General features: G+C 46.9%; 13 protein-coding genes and 2 riboswitches. Of the genes, 6 read left to right on the top strand and 7 right to left on the bottom strand.

What is annotated here, in order from left to right:
• Nucleotides 1-19 precede the first annotated feature (19 nt).
• Both MUK70_RS09950 and MUK70_RS30815 read right to left on the bottom strand, forming a co-directional pair.
• Nucleotides 20-1,342, bottom strand: coding sequence for a cobyrinic acid a,c-diamide synthase CobB (locus MUK70_RS09950; protein WP_234656324.1), 1,323 nt, complete (start codon nt 1,340-1,342; stop codon nt 20-22).
• Between the two features lie 291 nt (nt 1,343-1,633).
• A riboswitch (cobalamin riboswitch) is annotated at nt 1,634-1,896 on the bottom strand.
• A gap of 75 nt (nt 1,897-1,971) precedes the next feature.
• A riboswitch (cobalamin riboswitch) is annotated at nt 1,972-2,236 on the top strand.
• Nucleotides 2,206-2,337: a hypothetical protein gene (locus MUK70_RS30815; protein WP_255713554.1), complete on the bottom strand. Its 132-nt coding sequence runs from the start codon at nt 2,335-2,337 to the stop codon at nt 2,206-2,208. (Overlaps the previous riboswitch by 31 nt.)
• A gap of 32 nt (nt 2,338-2,369) precedes the next feature.
• Between MUK70_RS30815 and MUK70_RS09955 the strand changes: the two genes are divergently transcribed.
• Together MUK70_RS09955 and MUK70_RS09960 are read left to right on the top strand one after the other, a co-directional pair.
• The gene (locus tag MUK70_RS09955) at nt 2,370-2,999 is read left to right on the top strand and encodes a cytochrome c biogenesis protein CcdA (RefSeq protein ID WP_234607311.1); all 630 of its coding nucleotides are present in this window, start codon (nt 2,370-2,372) and stop codon (nt 2,997-2,999) included.
• Entirely contained in the window at nt 2,983-5,163 is a 2,181-nt protein-coding gene (locus MUK70_RS09960; RefSeq protein WP_234656323.1) for a TonB-dependent receptor plug domain-containing protein, read from the top strand. The genes MUK70_RS09955 and MUK70_RS09960 overlap by 17 nt, the downstream gene beginning before the upstream one ends.
• A 96-nt stretch (nt 5,164-5,259) precedes the next feature.
• On the opposite strand, the gene MUK70_RS09965 is transcribed toward MUK70_RS09960, so the two are convergent.
• Nucleotides 5,260-7,587, bottom strand: a complete 2,328-nt coding sequence (locus MUK70_RS09965; RefSeq protein ID WP_234656322.1) for a DUF7133 domain-containing protein — start codon at nt 7,585-7,587, stop codon at nt 5,260-5,262.
• Between the two features lie 2 nt (nt 7,588-7,589).
• A complete protein-coding gene (locus MUK70_RS09970) occupies nt 7,590-8,678 on the bottom strand; it encodes a Gfo/Idh/MocA family protein (RefSeq protein ID WP_234656321.1) in 1,089 nt (362 codons plus the stop codon).
• A 106-nt stretch (nt 8,679-8,784) separates the two neighbouring features.
• Between MUK70_RS09970 and MUK70_RS09975 the strand changes: the two genes are divergently transcribed.
• From MUK70_RS09975 to MUK70_RS09990, 4 genes are all read left to right on the top strand, one after another.
• Nucleotides 8,785-9,621 carry a sigma-70 family RNA polymerase sigma factor gene (locus tag MUK70_RS09975; protein WP_234656320.1) on the top strand — a complete coding sequence of 279 codons (837 nt, stop codon included), beginning with the start codon at nt 8,785-8,787 and terminating at the stop codon, nt 9,619-9,621.
• A 65-nt stretch (nt 9,622-9,686) separates the two neighbouring features.
• On the top strand, nt 9,687-10,004 hold the full coding sequence (locus tag MUK70_RS09980) for a hypothetical protein (protein WP_234656319.1): 318 nt from the start codon (nt 9,687-9,689) through the stop codon (nt 10,002-10,004).
• Between the two features lie 102 nt (nt 10,005-10,106).
• On the top strand, nt 10,107-10,919 hold the full coding sequence (locus MUK70_RS09985) for a pseudouridylate synthase (protein WP_234656318.1): 813 nt from the start codon (nt 10,107-10,109) through the stop codon (nt 10,917-10,919).
• A gap of 37 nt (nt 10,920-10,956) precedes the next feature.
• Entirely contained in the window at nt 10,957-11,520 is a 564-nt protein-coding gene (locus tag MUK70_RS09990) for a hypothetical protein (protein ID WP_234656317.1), read from the top strand.
• Between the two features lie 116 nt (nt 11,521-11,636).
• Here MUK70_RS09990 and MUK70_RS09995 read toward each other — a convergent pair whose 3' ends face one another.
• From MUK70_RS09995 to MUK70_RS10005, 3 genes are all read right to left on the bottom strand, one after another.
• Nucleotides 11,637-12,542 (bottom strand): histone deacetylase family protein, encoded by a 906-nt coding sequence (locus MUK70_RS09995; protein ID WP_234656316.1) that lies wholly within the window; start codon nt 12,540-12,542, stop codon nt 11,637-11,639.
• A 6-nt stretch (nt 12,543-12,548) separates the two neighbouring features.
• Nucleotides 12,549-12,968, bottom strand: coding sequence for a DUF1810 domain-containing protein (locus MUK70_RS10000; protein ID WP_234656315.1), 420 nt, complete (start codon nt 12,966-12,968; stop codon nt 12,549-12,551).
• A gap of 246 nt (nt 12,969-13,214) precedes the next feature.
• The gene (locus MUK70_RS10005) at nt 13,215-15,776 is read right to left on the bottom strand and encodes a TonB-dependent receptor (protein WP_234656314.1); all 2,562 of its coding nucleotides are present in this window, start codon (nt 15,774-15,776) and stop codon (nt 13,215-13,217) included.
• Nucleotides 15,777-15,964: the final 188 nt, after the last annotated feature.

A 15,964-nucleotide genomic window follows, 5' to 3' on the forward strand; every position in this document is an offset into this window, starting at 1 on the left:
TATTGGCCGTCGGCATTTTTTATTTTATGGCTAATAGATTTTGTATAAATGACTCATTATCTGCCCAGTACAAATGCATGTAGGAGGCGTATGTGTTGTATTTTCCGTAAATTTTTGTGTCTGTTTCAATTCCTTTTGCGTTCGTGACGGGCATACTTTGCGGCTGCATCTCGTTGTCAATGAGGTTACTGTAATGAAATTCGTGGCCTTTGATTTCTATATTATTCCAATCGGCGATGCGGTAACCCAATGTCATTTTTGCACTTTGCATGGAGGTGGTGCAATCCAGGACGCCAACCATTGGAAATGTTTCGCCATATTGATCTGTAAGGTTTTTTGCCAGATACATCATACCGCCGCATTCTGCCAGCGTTCGATTGCCTTTTTCACAATAATCTTTAAGACTGGCCCGCATAGACGTGTTTTCACTCAGTTTTTCCGCAAATAATTCGGGATAACCACCTGGTAAATAGAGGAAATCGGTTTCCGGCAAAACGTTATCATGCAGCGGACTAAACCAAGTGATCTCGCCAAAACGTGACAGTAATTTTATATTTTCCTGATATAAAAATGTGAAGGCTTCGTCCCTCGCAATGCTGATTTTCAGGTTCGCCAGTTTCGTATCTGACTTACTATTATGATCCGGATTTTCCTGGTCACCGCGCTGTGTAATTTCCAGCAACCGGTCGAGATCGACGGTTTTGGGAAGCGTTTCCGCCAGGTTTGCAATGATCTGCTCATAATTTGTCTCGGCAGAAATGTGCAGGCCCAGATGCCGCGAAGGAATGCTTAATGTATTGTTTTGGGGAAGATAACCCAATGCTTCCACGCCCACATCCGTGCACGCATCTTTCAAAAACCGGTAATGCGACGGCGTGCTCACAAAATTGAAGATTACGCCGACCACACGAACCCGCCTGTCAAAATTTTTAAAACCAAACAAAAGCGGAGCCGCCGAGTAAGCCATGGATTTCGCATTAACGACCAGAATTACCGGGATAGCAAGCAACTGCGCGATATCCGCGCTGCTGCCCCGCATTTTATCAGACCCATCAAAAAGTCCCATCACGCCCTCTGTCACAGAAACATCCGCCACAGAACTGTATTTGGCATAAATTCCCTGCACATGCGTTTCTGAGGACATGAATGTGTCCAGATTAACACTCTGCTTCCCCGCCGCCGCTGTATGGTGAATGGGATCAATGTAATCCGGCCCGCATTTAAAAGGCTGAACTTCTAAACCTCTGTTTTTCAAAGCACGCAGCAATGCCAGCGTAATCGTGGTTTTACCGGAGTTGCTCGATGGAGCGGAGATCAGGAAGTGGGATTTCGTTAATGTCATTTCTTACAAACCATATTTGACAATTAACAAAAAGCCTATGGTCGCTCCCGGTAAGAATGATCGGAGAGGGATGTTACTGCGCTCAGCGCGGACGCCGTCGGTTCGCGGACAGCAGTTTTGTGGCATTTGCATACTTTTAACTTATTTCAGGTGAGTTAAAAGCTCTTGCAGCATTTTAAAATGCAAACGAAAAGAAGACGAAAAGAGAGAGATCGGGCAGATTGCACCCGAAAATCACGGTTCAAAAAACCGGACATATCCAGACCAGACGAAGCTTCATTTCGCGGAAGCATTTGTCAACAAAAAAAGGCAGGTCTCCTGACTTGTAACATTCACATCATCCTTCCCGGGGAGTTAATTTTGAATGATTGAATGAGTGAATAAAAAAACATTCAGTCATTCAATCATTCACTCATTCAGTCATTAAATCATTGCCCCGGTGGATATCATTCGATGTAAACTTTGGTTACTTACAGTTGCGCGACAGCTCGTGATTTGCACACGATTCCCTATTAATTCACGTGGTTAGTAAAACCTTTTCCTGTTGGAAAAATAAAGCAAAGAACTATTTCAAGGCTGCAAAAGTAGGGGAATAATCGTTTTTATCGTTGCGTAAAACAAAAAAACTCCATCTTTGCGGCTCAATTGGTTCACGTCTCCGGGCGTGATGAAAAGGGAATCCGGTGAAAATCCGGAGCAGTACCCGCTGCTGTAAGTTCAAATAAAGCGCTGTAACAAGATTGCCACTGGGGTTGATTAATGTTGAATGACTGAATGAGTGAATAAAAAACATTCAGTCATTCACTCATTCAGTCATTCACTCATTAAAAAAACTCCCCGGGAAGGCGTTGCTGCGGAACGAGTCAGAAGACCTGCCAGTCGATATTTTTATCCGGATTGCTTTCGGGAAGAAAGGCAATAGGACGATGGTAATGGCTTCTTTGTGGGCCGTTGCCTGCTCCTGCATTGTTCCCTGAGTTTTTCGAGATAAGCATTTTTCACTTATCTAAACTGCCACGAAAAACGAATGGTGAACATTCTCCTCATTGACTCTCTGTTACTTGGCATCCAGCATTCCTTCGAACCCGACCATATGGCGGCGGTTTCGGTGCTGGCGAGCGAGGATGCTAAAAGCCCGCGCCAGCGCTGGAAATTAATCTGGCGATCGTCCCACTGGGCACTCGGACATTCTTTCACCTTGATCCTTTTCGCGGTGCTGGTCCTGCTGCTGAAATCGTCTGTCACACTTGACATCTCCGAGAAGGTGGAGCTGCTCGTCGGGCCGCTGATGATCTGGCTGGGCTTGGTGGCAATCCGCCGGAACTTTTTGAAGGACAAGACATTACAATTGCCCAATCCACAACAAAAATTGAGCCGCGCTTTTTGGGTAGGCATGGTGCACGGACTTGCGGGAACGGGCGGCGCCTGCGCGGTGGCGCTTACGCTTGCAGCAAGCGACACGTCCGCGGCTGTCTGGATCATTATCCTGCAAAGTGCCGGGATTATTCTCTCCATGTCTGCGTATGGCTATTTTTTTGCGACTTCTATCAATCGCTTCGGAGGCAAAAGGGAGACATTTCTCAAAGTCATTAACTACGTTGTAGGCACATTTTCAATCGTTATCGGAGCAATCACTTTATATGAATCCCTTGCATAAAACTTTACAATTATCCGTTTCCTGCCTGGCATTAGCGGGCTGTATTTCTGTTTCCGCCCAGGTCGCACCAACCGATTCGGCAGACGCGAATCTGCTGAATCCAATCGTGGTTACGGCGACGCGTTTTGACACACAAAAAGAAAGGATTGCCCAAAAAATCGACCTCATTTCTTCCGAAGACATCCGCCTCACGCCGGCGCAGGACCTGACCGACATTGTCCGCAAATCAGCGGCTGTGGACGTGATCCAGTATCCCAATCTGTCCAGCGGAGTCGGAATTCGCGGTTTCCGGCCTCAATTTTCGGGCCTTAACCAAAGGACTTTACTGCTGGTCGACGGACGTGCGGCTGGTGTGACGAACCTGTCGCAGATCAATTTGAATGGCATCGAAAGGATCGAAGTCTTGAAGGGCCCAGCGTCTTCACTTTATGGTTCTCAGGCGATGGGCGGTGTGATTAATGTGATCACCAAGCGTTCCAAGGGCCCGGCTAGCGGCAATGGCTTTGTGGAATATGGCAGTTTTAAGACAATTCAGGCTGGCGCTAATACGGGCGGAAACCTGACAAAAAGACTCGATTACGATCTTTCCTTTGCCTATTTGGAAAGATCAAAAGATTATAAAATCGGGCGCGGCAACTGGCTGCGAAATGCATTTGGAAATACTTCTTCACAGAAAAACTACGCCAACCAGCCCGCCGAAAAAGTGGATGAAACGGTGAATGATGGTGAAAGACGGCCTTATACGGAGTTACATTACTATTCCGGTGCATTGCGAATGGGTTATCAACTGAATCCATTTTTCCGGCTGGATGTGCGGGGTGAGACCTTTCAGGCAAAAGATGTTGAATCGCCGGGTGAGATTTCGTCGGGCAGCACAGAAGCGAGTACCAAAGACATGGGCCGATCGGCATTGGACATGGCGCTTACGGGAAAAATCGGCGCGCATAGTCCGAGCGTGAAAGTTTTTGGTGCGGGAGAGAACACGACCAATTATACTTTGAATGTTTCGGGAAAACCCGTTGTCCCTTTTCGTTCCGCTGCGGGGAAGAACGAATGGAAAGGAATCCAGGTCAAGGATGTGTGGAAGATCGGGCGACATTCATTAATTACAGGTTATGATTATCTGAATGCTTCTATCAGAAGCCGCCGCTGGACCAACGACACCACAGAACGCGCGCCAACGCAGCCCGCATATGCGATCATTTCGTCCGCATTTTTCGCGCAGGCATTGCTGGAATTTGGTAAAATCACTTTGCAGCCGGGTGTACGCTATGACAACATTACATTCGATGTGCGGGAAACTGCATTATTGCCGACTTACCAGGCGGGCAAGGAAAAAATGCCTTTCACAAGCCCAAGTCTTGGCATTACTTATAACCCTGTTCGTCATGTGTTCATAAAGGCAAATGTTGGCCGGGCTTTCGTCACGACGGATGCTTACAGCGTGGCCGGTTACAATGAGATCAGGGATGCGAAAGGCCGGATAGCGGTCACCGCCGGAAATCCCGAGCTGAAAAATGAAAGCAGCCTGAGCTGGGATTTGGGAATACATTTGAACAAGCCAAAATCCGGCTTATCAGCCAGTGTTACATACTTTTCAACGCAGGTCGAGAACCGGATCGCAAAAATTATCAGGACGGTAAACGAGCCATTAACCAATGGCGATGTGATCGTTTCGAGGGCAACTTTCACCAACGCCGCTGACGCCAGTATCCATGGTTTGGAAACGGAAATTTCCTATGATTTGGGAGCAATAAACGACTTCCGATATGCATTTAGAGTATTCTGGAATGGCACTTCACTGCTTAAAGCGAAGGAACTGATCATCGGATCGGATGCTTCCGAAATGACCAGGAACATTCAGAACGTGGCCAGAAATACATTCAATTATGGTTTGGAATATGACAATCTTAAATGGCTGCGGCTCCGGTTATCCGGCCGGAAGGTGGCGATGCGGACGGACATTGACTACACAGATCCGATCAATCCGGAAATCGAGTATCCCAATTATATGGTGATTGACTTTGCAGCTTCATTCCAAATTACCGGTAACCATGCACTTACCCTGAAAGTCGCGAATGTGACGGATGAAAATTATTACGAAAAAAGAGGGTATAACCTGCCAGGACGAGCTATTTCCTGCCGGTATGCGTTTCGCTTTTAAGGAACGGGAAGCAACATCAAAAGTCCCTGAACAGTTTTGCAAAATCTGCTCCGCCCCAAAAAATTGATCAGGATCAAAGCAGATTTTGCTTTTTTCTCATTCCTGTATTTCCGGTTTAAGTTCCTGGATTGTCCAGGCCGTTGTCCGGGAAGCTGTTTCTTGTCTTATTTTTTTGACTTCCTCTGCGGTCACTACGGGTGAAGATGCTTTCCTGACTGGAAAACCGGACTCATTATTCACCGCAGCAGGTGCCATTCCTGGAATTTCACCCTTTTTCCGAGGCGGTTTGCCGCCAAAATCATGGCGAATGTAACTTACCACTGATGCCACCCATTCGTCGCTGTTGGCTTCCATAGCCGGCATAATGCTGGTATATTCTTTGCCATCCACCGGCCCGGTCAAGCCTTTCAGCACGATGCGGACCAGGTTGTTTTTCTCGATGAATTCAAGTCTGGGCGAGCCGGCTAGCGGTGGTGCGGCCATTCCTGCCCCGCCTATCGCCAGACCTTTGGCGTCAGCCCCATGACAGCTCGCACACAATGATTTGAAAATTGCTGCGCCGCCGATAATGAGCTTCCGCGATTCTTCATCCATCTGTCCCAGTCGGCTTCCAAAAGTTCTTACATTTTCGTTTTTGTCCAAAGCTGTTTTCGTCGCCAGCAGCATTTCATGATTTTGTCCTTTATCCAAAATCTCTTTTACAATCGCCTTCGCCTGATCCAATTTGCTGTTATACAATGACAAAAGCACCTGAACGCGCACGTCATCGTCCACGTCTTGTGCCCGTTTCCCGGCCAATGCAATCATTTTTTCATCACCCGACTTGAAATAAGGTTCGCTGATCCATACAGCCGTCTTCCTGACGCGCGGATCAGGATCATTCATTGCGGTGGTTAGCAACTCCTGGTCAACGGCATCCATACCTTCCAATGTCCATAATGCATGGATTCGTGCCAGATGTTGATATTCTTTTTGCGCAATGTTACGCTTGCCGGTTGCGATTTCTTTCAAAGCCGGAATTATCGATTTATCTGCCCGCGCGATGAGTTCTTTCTGCGCATTATCGCGCCACCAGCCGTTAGGATGGCCCAGATGCGCAATCAGCTCAGTGGGGCTTTGGTCCAGCATATGTGGCTTCGCGGCCATTTTGGAACTTTCGTGAACGATCCGGTAAATACGGCCGTGCCCCACGTTTTTGGCAAGGCCTATGCTGTCGATTTTTTGTCGGAGAAAAGATCCCGGGGGTGTCCAGTTGCCTTGCTGAATGATCCCGCGATGCATATCCACAATGTACAGATGACCATCCGGTCCGGTGGCAGAATTTACGGGCCTGAAATTCATGTCCGAAGAAGACAGGAATTCTTTGTGCTGATAGACGTTTTGCAAAGTCGTTTTTCCATTTTGGTGCAGCACTTTTGCACGCCTTACTGCCCTCGCAACCGGTTCGCAGACAATGTAATCGCCGTAGAAATCGACGGGATACTGCTCGCCCCTGTAAATGGATTGTCCTGTTGGCGCGGTGAAATGGTTCAGTGTTTCATTCGGGCGCAGGCGCGGCGGCCCGCCCTGCACGTCCGGCGTGGCAATGATCGGCCACACTTCCGAAAACGCTGCATTGTATTGATCGGGAAAATCCAGTGTCCCGTATTTTGGGTTGATCTGAAAACCAAGCGCCGGAATTTCGCCGCCTGCCCGGGAATAGAAAAGCCGGCCATAGTCATCGTGGGTAAGCCCCCACTGCCCGCTCGATCCGCTCACGATGGTGTCCACCTGCATTTTGCCATTGGTATAACGAAAACGGACTGCGTCATAAGTGAGATACATCCAGTTGTCCAGGTTCCAATCGAGCCCGCTCCGCTGGTGCTCCATGTTCACATCATTGACCACATATTTGTCGTTTTGATAAACAGGCTTTTTCAGATCTGCTTTTCCATCGCCATTTGTATCGCGGTAACTGTAAATATCAATGGTGTTGGTTTCATTCACAAGCAGTTCATTACCAACCGGCTGCATCATTCGCGGCAAAAGCAGACTGTCTATAAAAACAGTGCTTTTATCCATTACACCATCATTATCTGTGTCTTCCAAGAGAGAGATGCGGCTGATTTTCTGCTGCTCGCCTGCTGCGTCCGCATCCTGCATGTAAGTGAGCATTTCGGCCACATACATTCTGCCATTGCCATCCCACGCAATCGCCACCGGCTCTTTGATCATGGGTTCGCTGGCTACCAGCTGCAAGCGGTAACCCGGCGGGAGGTGCATGGTTGCCATGCTTTCCTTCGGCGAAAGATATTTACCTGTTGGATTGGGATTGAATTCAGGTGTTTGGAAATCAGCCGAGGCTGTGCTTTTCTTCGTCCCCGAGCAATTATAGATCAGCACGGAGCCTAATAGCAATCCGGAAAACGCAATGACATTTCTCATTTTCAGATTTTTACACTTTTGCCGGATGCAACAGATTTGTAAATAGCCTCCACGACACGGATATCGCGAAGCCCTTCCTCACCCGGAGCGATCAGATCCGTGTTATTTATGATGGCCAGGCAGTCTTCATCCATTTGTTTTGCCTGCTGACTTTTGATCGGGAAATTTATGACCGTGCCGTCCGACATGCTGCCTTTGTTCCCATTATAACCCGACTGCGGCTCCAATTTCACCCAGCCTTTTTCATAATTGATCTGTAAATAATTCATATTGATGCCAAAGCTCGTCTGGCAGGCCGCGCGCGCGCCGCTTGGAAAATCCAGCATGAACATCATCGTTTCCTCCACTTCCTTATATATTTCGGGGCGCGTTGTGGAGGCTTGCGCGATCACGCTGATGGGCTCTTCGCCCGTGGCAAGCCTGGCTCCCTGCAATGCATAAACGCCCATATCACCCATTACGCCTCCACCCAGCGACTTCTTTTGCTTCCAGTGGTCTGTGCGGTTATCGACGTAGCCGGCCGCGCTATTGACCATTTTTACTTTTCCGAATTTCTGTTCTTTCGCCACTTTCATATACGCCTGGATATTCGGGTCGTGCTGGCAGCGGTAACCGATCGCCAATTTTACCTTGTTGCTTTTGCAAGCGCTGATCATGGCCTCACAATCCGCAACCGAAGGAGCCATCGGTTTTTCACAGAAAACGTGCTTTCCTGCCTTCGCTGCGCGTACCACAAATTCGCGGTGCATGGACGGCGGCAACACCACATACACGATGTCGATATCCGGGTTGTCTGCGATCTTGTCGAAATTCTGATAGTTGTAGATGTTTTTGTCGGGAATGTTATATTTCGTTTTCCAGGTTTCCGCTTTGGCAGGAGTGCCCGTTACGATGCCTGCCAGGTAACATTTTTCGGTCATTTGCAGCGCAGGCGCGAGCAGGTCGGTGCTGTAATAGCCCAAACCGACCAGAGCAATGCCTAATTTATCTTTTTTAGGTGTCGTGGCTGCCAGTAGTGAGGTGCCGGTAAACAAGGTGGCCGCGCTGGCCAACGTCAATGATGATAGGAAATCGCGCCTTTCTAGTTGCATAGCTCAGATTGTTATATTATAATTCACTCTGCAAATATCCATATTTATTTAAATTAAGTGTAAGACTTACAGTTATTAATGTCTGAATAATTTTCTTTCTTTGAAAATGGATTTATTGAAGAATTACCAAAAGAAACTATTCCCCTACGCCTACAATATTCTGGGATCGGCAGAAGATGCGCGGGACGTTGTCCAGGATGTGATGCTCAAATATCTGACGGCCCAGGATCGGGCTATCGAAAATGAAACGGGTTATCTGATCAAAAGTGTGGTGAATCAATCTATTAATTTAAAGAAGCGTAACAAGAAAACCGTAAGCGACAGCATGTGGCTTCCCGAGCCGGTTGAAATGACGGATACGAACATTATCCGGGAAGAAATATTGTCCTATTCGATGCTCGTTTTACTGGAAAATCTGGGGCCCAGGGAAAGAGCCGTTTTTATCCTGAAAGAGGCATTTGACTATTCACATCAGGAAATTGCAGAAGCATTATCATTCACCGTTGAAAACTCCCGCAAACTCCTGAGCAGGGCCAAAACATTATTGAAGGATACTGCACAACCCAGAAAATCCGCGACAGCATTTCCTGAGGGTTATCTTCAGAATTACATGGATACCATCAGAAGCGGCCATGTAGAAAACTTGGTTGAAATGCTATCAGAAGACATTGTTGTCCGTACAGATGGCGGCGGCAAGATTAAGATTGTGAGCGCATTAACAGCAGGTGCAGACAACGCAGCTGACCTGATGCTTTATGTTTACAAAACTTACCAGCATTTATTTGAGATCGAATATCGTGAACTGAACCACCAGCCTGCCATATTATTTTACAATAACGGCGTGCTGGTAAACTGCCAGATTTTTGAGATCGAGCAAACTAAAATCAAGAGGATTTATTCCATTGTCGATCCTGGAAAACTGAACATAATAGCCCACTTTTAAAATTTTTGTCACGTTTTGGAAAGCTCGATTGTCATTCCATCAAAATAACCAAAACAGACAAAAACATGATAGCTGTAAAAGTATCTTACACGGTGGATGGTGCGTATGTGCAAAAAAACCAGGAGAACATTCAAATTTTTATGGAAGATTTTAAAAAGCTGAGCGGAAACGACTTCCGTTACAATGTTTATCTTCTTAATGATGGAAAAACGTTTGTTCACCTGTCTCATTTCAAAAATTCCGAAATTCAGAATAAGGTACTTAATGTGCCCAGTTTCAAAGAATTTCAACGACAAAGAGACGAAAGCGGCCTGAACAACACGCATAAACTGGAAGAATGGAGTCTTGTCGCGGCAACAACGGACATATTAAATGAGCCTTAATGTTCGCACATTTTTAGCCGTTCCTTACAAATTTGTACTTTTGCTGTCGGATACACCGGTTGTATCCGACAGCATTTTAAAATTGAAGTATCCAAATTTCTTTTGTTAAAGCCCCCGACATCGTCCCAAAACGCTTTCTTCACTCCTTTTGAAGATTTCACAGCCGATTTTCCATTACCTGACCGATTCACCTTTCCGTTTTGTTACGACCCCCACCCGGTGAGTTTGCTGGCTGTGGAAATGTTGCAGGCACATTTGGAAAGTCAGCAGGATTGGCAACATAATTTCGGTTTGTCCGACGATACGGAGCATGTAATCGGCAAAATGTTTGGTGTGCTCGTGGTAGAAACCGACGAGGCCAAAATAGGATACATTGCTGCGTTCTCGGGGAAGCTGGCCGGTGGAAACCATCACGCCAGATTCGTCCCGCCCATCTTCGACGGAGTCGCGGCAGACGGGTTCCTGAATGCCGGAATGACGGCACTTTCGCGTATGAATGATGAGATAAACCAGCTTGAATTTTTGGAAAACGAGTTACTTCGCCCTCAAATTTCAGACCTGAAAGTTTTGCGTAAGAACCATTCCGTTGCATTGCAGCATGCGATTTTTGATCAATATAATTTCCTTAACCAGGCCGGAGAACAGAAGAGTTTGCGTGCGTTATTTGCAGATGCCTCTTACAAAAATCCGCCTGCGGGCGCTGGCGAATGTGCCGCTCCGAAATTGCTTCAATATGCGTTTCAAAACAAAATGAGGCCGCTTGCGCTCGCTGAATTCTGGTGGGGAAAGTCTCCCAAATCGGACTTCTGGAAACACCGGCATTTCTACCCGGCATGCCGCGAAAAATGTGCGCCCATTCTGGCGCATATGCTTTCAGGAATTGAAATGGATGCCAATCCAGTAAGTGAAAACTAGATTTTTGGCGTTATAAGGTAAATTTTGCTCAAACGCTTTGAAATATTACTTCATTACCAGCTTCCTGTTAACATTGTTCACATGCACTGCCCAATGTCAAACTGTTGTCGACATCACGCAAATCGCTTTGATGAAACCCGGCAACAATGCAACCGGCGTTTTCACCGGAGACAGTTCAGCACGGTGCGTAGCGGTTTTGGGTGAACCTGATCAGGTTACTGATCACTACTCGGAAATTGACGAGGACACGTTGAAACTGTACAAATACGGGAAGAACAACATTTTCTTCCGGCAAGATAGGATGGTTAACTGGAACTTGTCGGACAACAGTATTTCGGTCGGCGCAGTTGATGGCCAAGTTTTTAAAGTTGGCGATAAGTTAGCTTCACAGAATCTAAAACCACATCAGCGTCCCGGAACAAGGGCAACCGCTCAGTTTCTCAACTTTCCGATCACGCACAGAACCGGCATTTCCCGAAACCTTCATTTCGATTCGGCCTGCGTACTGCAACTCAAAACTGGCAGCATCCACCTGGATTCGCGCATCGAGTTACTTTTTGACAGGACTAATAAACTGTTTTCAATAGCAATGCTGGATTAAGTTTTAGCGGAAGCCTTTTGGTCATCTTCTCTTATCAGGTCAATTAATTATGCCTGCTAATTTTAGAGCACAGGCAGTTCAGGCAAATACACAAACATGCAAGTCCTGTCCCGGACTCACCGATGAAAAATTTGCCCTGCTACGCGGTAAGTGTTTGCATGAGCATTCAGGATCGTACGAAGCTGGGGAGAGTAGCCGCCACCCATGCTGCATTGCACCGGAATGTTGTGCTTTTTTGCGGTTTCCAGAACCATTTCGTCCCGATGCTGGCATCCCTGCACGGTACAGGACATACGTCCTATTTTATCAGTTTGTAGAATGTCAACACCGGCCTGGTAAAAGATAAAATCTGGCTTAACCTGCTCAATAAGCCCTGGAAGAGTCTCTTTTAAAATGCGTAAATAGGTATTATCGTCCGTGCGGTCTTCCAGTGACACATCCAGGTCGCTGTTTTCTTTTCTGAAAGGATAATTATTTTTCCCGTGCATGGAAAACGTGAAAATGCGTGGCCGGTCAGAGAAAATGTGCGCTGTCCCATTCCCCTGGTGCACATCAAGATCGATAATGAGTACTTGTTTTGCTTTTTTGTGATCGATCAGGTATTGCGCTGCAACAGCCTGGTCATTGATCATACAAAACCCTTCTCCAAAATCTCGGCCCGCATGATGTGTGCCACCGGCTATATTGAAAGCAATGCCCATATCCAGTGCTTTGAGCGCACCTTGCACGGTTCCGTTCGTGATCCGCAGTTCGCGCTCAGCCAGCAGCGGTGTTTGTGTAAAACCAATGCGCCTCATTTCCTGGTTACTCAATTTGCCCTGCACGATCCTGTCCGCATAATGCCGGTCATGCACGGCATAAACGGCTTGCATGTCCACGGGTTCCGGGCTAAAAAAATCGGCCTGCTCGGCAATTCCTTCCCGCAGCAATTGTACGGGAAGCAGCTCATATTTATCCATTGGAAACCGGTGCCCTTCCGGCACCGGATATTTGTATATGGGGTCAAACGCAATTGGAAACATGCAGGGTCATTTATTGAGGATTTCGATCGTTTTTTGATCAGGATTACCATTAAAATATTTATTCAAAACCTCCTGAAAGACCGGATCAGCATTCTCAATCATACTAAACAAAGTCATGCTTGACCGCAGCTTTAAGTCATCCGGCGTTCCCATGATCTGATTAGCCGTTTTGCTCTCAACAGCCAATATCACGTTTGAAATTTCGACCAATCTTCTTCCGAGTACCGGATGTTGAAAGTATCGGTTTGCTTGTTCCATATCTGCTATCGCATAATATACGGACGTGCTGCTCATCCCCAAACCTGTTATTTGCGGAAAGATATACCAAATCCAGTGCCCCTGCTTCCTGCCTCTCTTCATCTCCGCTAATGCCCCTGCATAGTCCCCCTCCTGCGCGGTAAGAAATTTATCTAAGTCTGAATCCATTTCGTTTGATTTGTTTTGGTGTATGCCAAACAAAAGCTTGCCAGCAATCAAACTGATTTTAAGTAAAACTTTCTTGTATCCATATAACCTTTTCTGATTCTTGCGGACTCTCAGATTCAAGTACACCAAAAACAATGCATGACATCTGAGGCTGAGCTTATTTCAGGATGCCCTGCATTAAAAAAGAGAAGCCGCATGATGCAGCTTCTCTTTTTGCCTTATTGTACCCAAGAAATATTTTTCCTGCTATAACGAATACCGGATTGTCACCCCGTAAGTCCTCTGGTCACCCACAATCCCGGCGTATTGGCCATAGCTTCCGGGAGCGGCCAGCAATTGCTCATAATAATCTTTGTTGAGCAGGTTGCGTCCCCAAAGGAAGAATGTGATGCCATTTGAAGCCCTGAAACCCAATCTTGCATTCGTTAATCCGTATCCGTCAATATTCAGATATTGTGACGGAGAAGGGCTCGACGAGAATTCCGAGCGGTAATATTCATCGATTCCCAAAAAGAAATTGCCTTTAAGTCCAAGGAACGAAGCCTTGGCTACCACTTCGCCGCCTATTGATCCGGACCATTTTGAAATCCCCGGCAAACGTCCGCCTGAAACATCTTTGAATGCTTGCGGGCCGCCTACTTCTTCCAAAGGCACCGGTGCATTGGTGAATTTCGCATATTTACCATCTGTATAGGCAACGGCTGCGTTTAAGGTCAATGCGCCGAAACGAATGTTACCATCCAGTTCAGCTCCCTGCACGCGCACTTTTTCCGCATTGGCAAGGTAACCTCTGTTTACACCCGGTTCCGGCGTTTGCACCTGCGTTTGGAAATCATCAATATCCGAGCGGAAGAAAGTCAGGTTCAATACGGAGTTGCCTGATGGTTTTGTTTTGATACCGAATTCTTTGTGCTCAACAAATTCAGGTTTTACTTTGGCAAGATCAAGCAACACGGCTCCGCTTGCTGTTGGCAAACCTCCAACGTTCACACCAATAGGCTTGAAGCCAACTGAATAGGTTGCGTAAGCATTCAAACGTGTGCTTGCCTTATACTGCACGGACAGCTGGCCCGAGAAATTCCCCTCCGCGTAATCGGTGTTGAATGATTGATTGCTGTAAACCCCGTTTTTCAATGCAAGCAATGCCGCGTCTGTCGTCTGCAATCCTCCGTAAGCAACGCGGCTGTAATCAACTACTTTTTTATCGTAGTTATAACGGATACCGGGCAAAATGTGAATTTTTTCAGTCACCGCCCAGTCAGCCTGTGCGAAAACGGCTAAACTGGTACTTTTTATACGGTTTGTTGTTCTGATCCCGAAGTTGTCGAGCAAGCCTGGTGTCTGCCACAACGGGCTTGTAGAGCTTTGCGCGAAACGCCATTGGGCCGAACCTGCTTCTTCGGTCTGGACCGGATCGGAAGTAAGGTCCTGCCAAAGGCCAAATACACCAACAACGCCGCTTAATTTAGGAGAAATTTTTCCTGAATAGCGCAATTCCTGCGACCACTGGTCGTGCGCCGAGTTACCTGAAGAAATGGTAAATACCGGCAACCCAATGTAATCCCTGTCATTCAGAGGAGTCCATTTCCAGTAACGCCATGCCGAAGTTGAGGTCAGCGTCCCATTCCCTATTTTGATATCAGCATTCACAGAAACGCCACCTAACTGGTTGTCTGCTTTGGAAGGTGTATCCAGGTCGAGTCTGCGTTCGAATGCGCTTTTGTAAGGAATTGTATATCCCAGATCTGCAATAATGTTGTTAAACTGGCGGTAATCAGCCCTTTTGGTTTTAACGACTCCCGCCACCGGCCAGCCGTAACCCGTTGGTTTCTGATCCGAAATGTCCCCGATTACGGTAATATTTACTTTATCCGAAGGCGTGTAAAGCAGCTGGCCCCGGACACCGATGTTGTTGATGTCGTTGATCGGCAGTTGCGTATGCTCGTTGAAGAATGTTCCGTTACGCTGCGTTCCTGTAAAAGAAACCCTTGCTGCCAATTTTTTACTCAAAGGGCCTGTTACCGAAGCTTTTGCCTGAACATATCCCAGGTTACCATAGCTCAATTCCAGGTTGGCACCCGGTGTGAAGCTTGCAGCCCGGGTTGTAATGTTGAATGCACCGGCCGTTGTGTTTTTCCCGAAAAGTGTTCCCTGTGGACCGCGTAAAACCTCAACGCGCTCTATATCGATAAAATCCAGCGCTGTGGCAGCCGGGCGTGCATAGTAAACACCATCTACATAAAAACCTACACCCGGGTCGATCCCGTCGTTGGTAAGGCCGTAAGTGGAGCCCAGTCCGCGAATGTTCAATGTTGTGTTCCTTGCATTGGAAGCATAAAGCTGTACGGTTGGCACCAGTTCTTTCAAGCGGTTCACATTAAACGCACCTGCGTCCTCGGCCCTCGTCCCGCCGATTACCGAAATAGGAATGGGAACTTCCTGAGCCGATTCCTGACGACGACGTGAAGAAATTACCACGTCTTCAAGCTGAGTATTGTTCACTTCAAGCTTGATCTCGACCTTACTCTCGTTGATCAGGATTTCCTTTTTTACATAACCTACATAGGAAACGATGAGTGTAAATGGCAGGATCTGGCCCGTAACAAGGCTGAATTCCCCGTTTGCGTCCGTGACATCCCCATTGGTCGTTCCTTTAATGGTTACGGTGGCGCCGATCAAAGGTTCATCTGTGCGGGCATCCAGCACTTTTCCGGTTACCGTAGCATTAACGGTGGCATCCTGTGCGAATAAATAAAGGGGAAATAGAAATGCAATTGTGAGAATGGTCGACTTAAAATAATTTTTCATGCTTACTGCAATTTGCGATATGATGGTTGTCTGGATTTTAAATTGATGTCAGAAAGTTGAACTCAACCTCCTGGTTATAAGGCAACATTGCACCGCCAACAATAAGAGCCTTTGCTTAGGATAACTGAATTCATAAAGGAGTTTGATTAGTTTGGGCACAAATATATAAAAACATAAACTATATAGAG

This window comes from Dyadobacter chenwenxiniae, from assembly GCF_022869785.1.
Lineage (GTDB): Bacteria > Bacteroidota > Bacteroidia > Cytophagales > Spirosomataceae > Dyadobacter > Dyadobacter chenwenxiniae.

What these genes read in the sequence shown, in the direction of transcription:
- MUK70_RS09950 (WP_234656324.1), bottom strand. Translation starts at nt 1,342, where the DNA reads ATGACATTAACGAAATCCCACTTCCTGATCTCCGCTCCATCGAGCAAC.
- MUK70_RS30815 (WP_255713554.1), bottom strand. Translation starts at nt 2,337, where the DNA reads ATGCTTATCTCGAAAAACTCAGGGAACAATGCAGGAGCAGGCAACGGC.
- MUK70_RS09955 (WP_234607311.1), top strand. Translation starts at nt 2,370, where the DNA reads ATGGTGAACATTCTCCTCATTGACTCTCTGTTACTTGGCATCCAGCAT.
- MUK70_RS09960 (WP_234656323.1), top strand. Translation starts at nt 2,983, where the DNA reads ATGAATCCCTTGCATAAAACTTTACAATTATCCGTTTCCTGCCTGGCA.
- MUK70_RS09965 (WP_234656322.1), bottom strand. Translation starts at nt 7,587, where the DNA reads ATGAGAAATGTCATTGCGTTTTCCGGATTGCTATTAGGCTCCGTGCTG.
- MUK70_RS09970 (WP_234656321.1), bottom strand. Translation starts at nt 8,678, where the DNA reads ATGCAACTAGAAAGGCGCGATTTCCTATCATCATTGACGTTGGCCAGC.
- MUK70_RS09975 (WP_234656320.1), top strand. Translation starts at nt 8,785, where the DNA reads ATGGATTTATTGAAGAATTACCAAAAGAAACTATTCCCCTACGCCTAC.
- MUK70_RS09980 (WP_234656319.1), top strand. Translation starts at nt 9,687, where the DNA reads ATGATAGCTGTAAAAGTATCTTACACGGTGGATGGTGCGTATGTGCAA.
- MUK70_RS09995 (WP_234656316.1), bottom strand. Translation starts at nt 12,542, where the DNA reads ATGTTTCCAATTGCGTTTGACCCCATATACAAATATCCGGTGCCGGAA.
- MUK70_RS10000 (WP_234656315.1), bottom strand. Translation starts at nt 12,968, where the DNA reads ATGGATTCAGACTTAGATAAATTTCTTACCGCGCAGGAGGGGGACTAT.
- MUK70_RS10005 (WP_234656314.1), bottom strand. Translation starts at nt 15,776, where the DNA reads ATGAAAAATTATTTTAAGTCGACCATTCTCACAATTGCATTTCTATTT.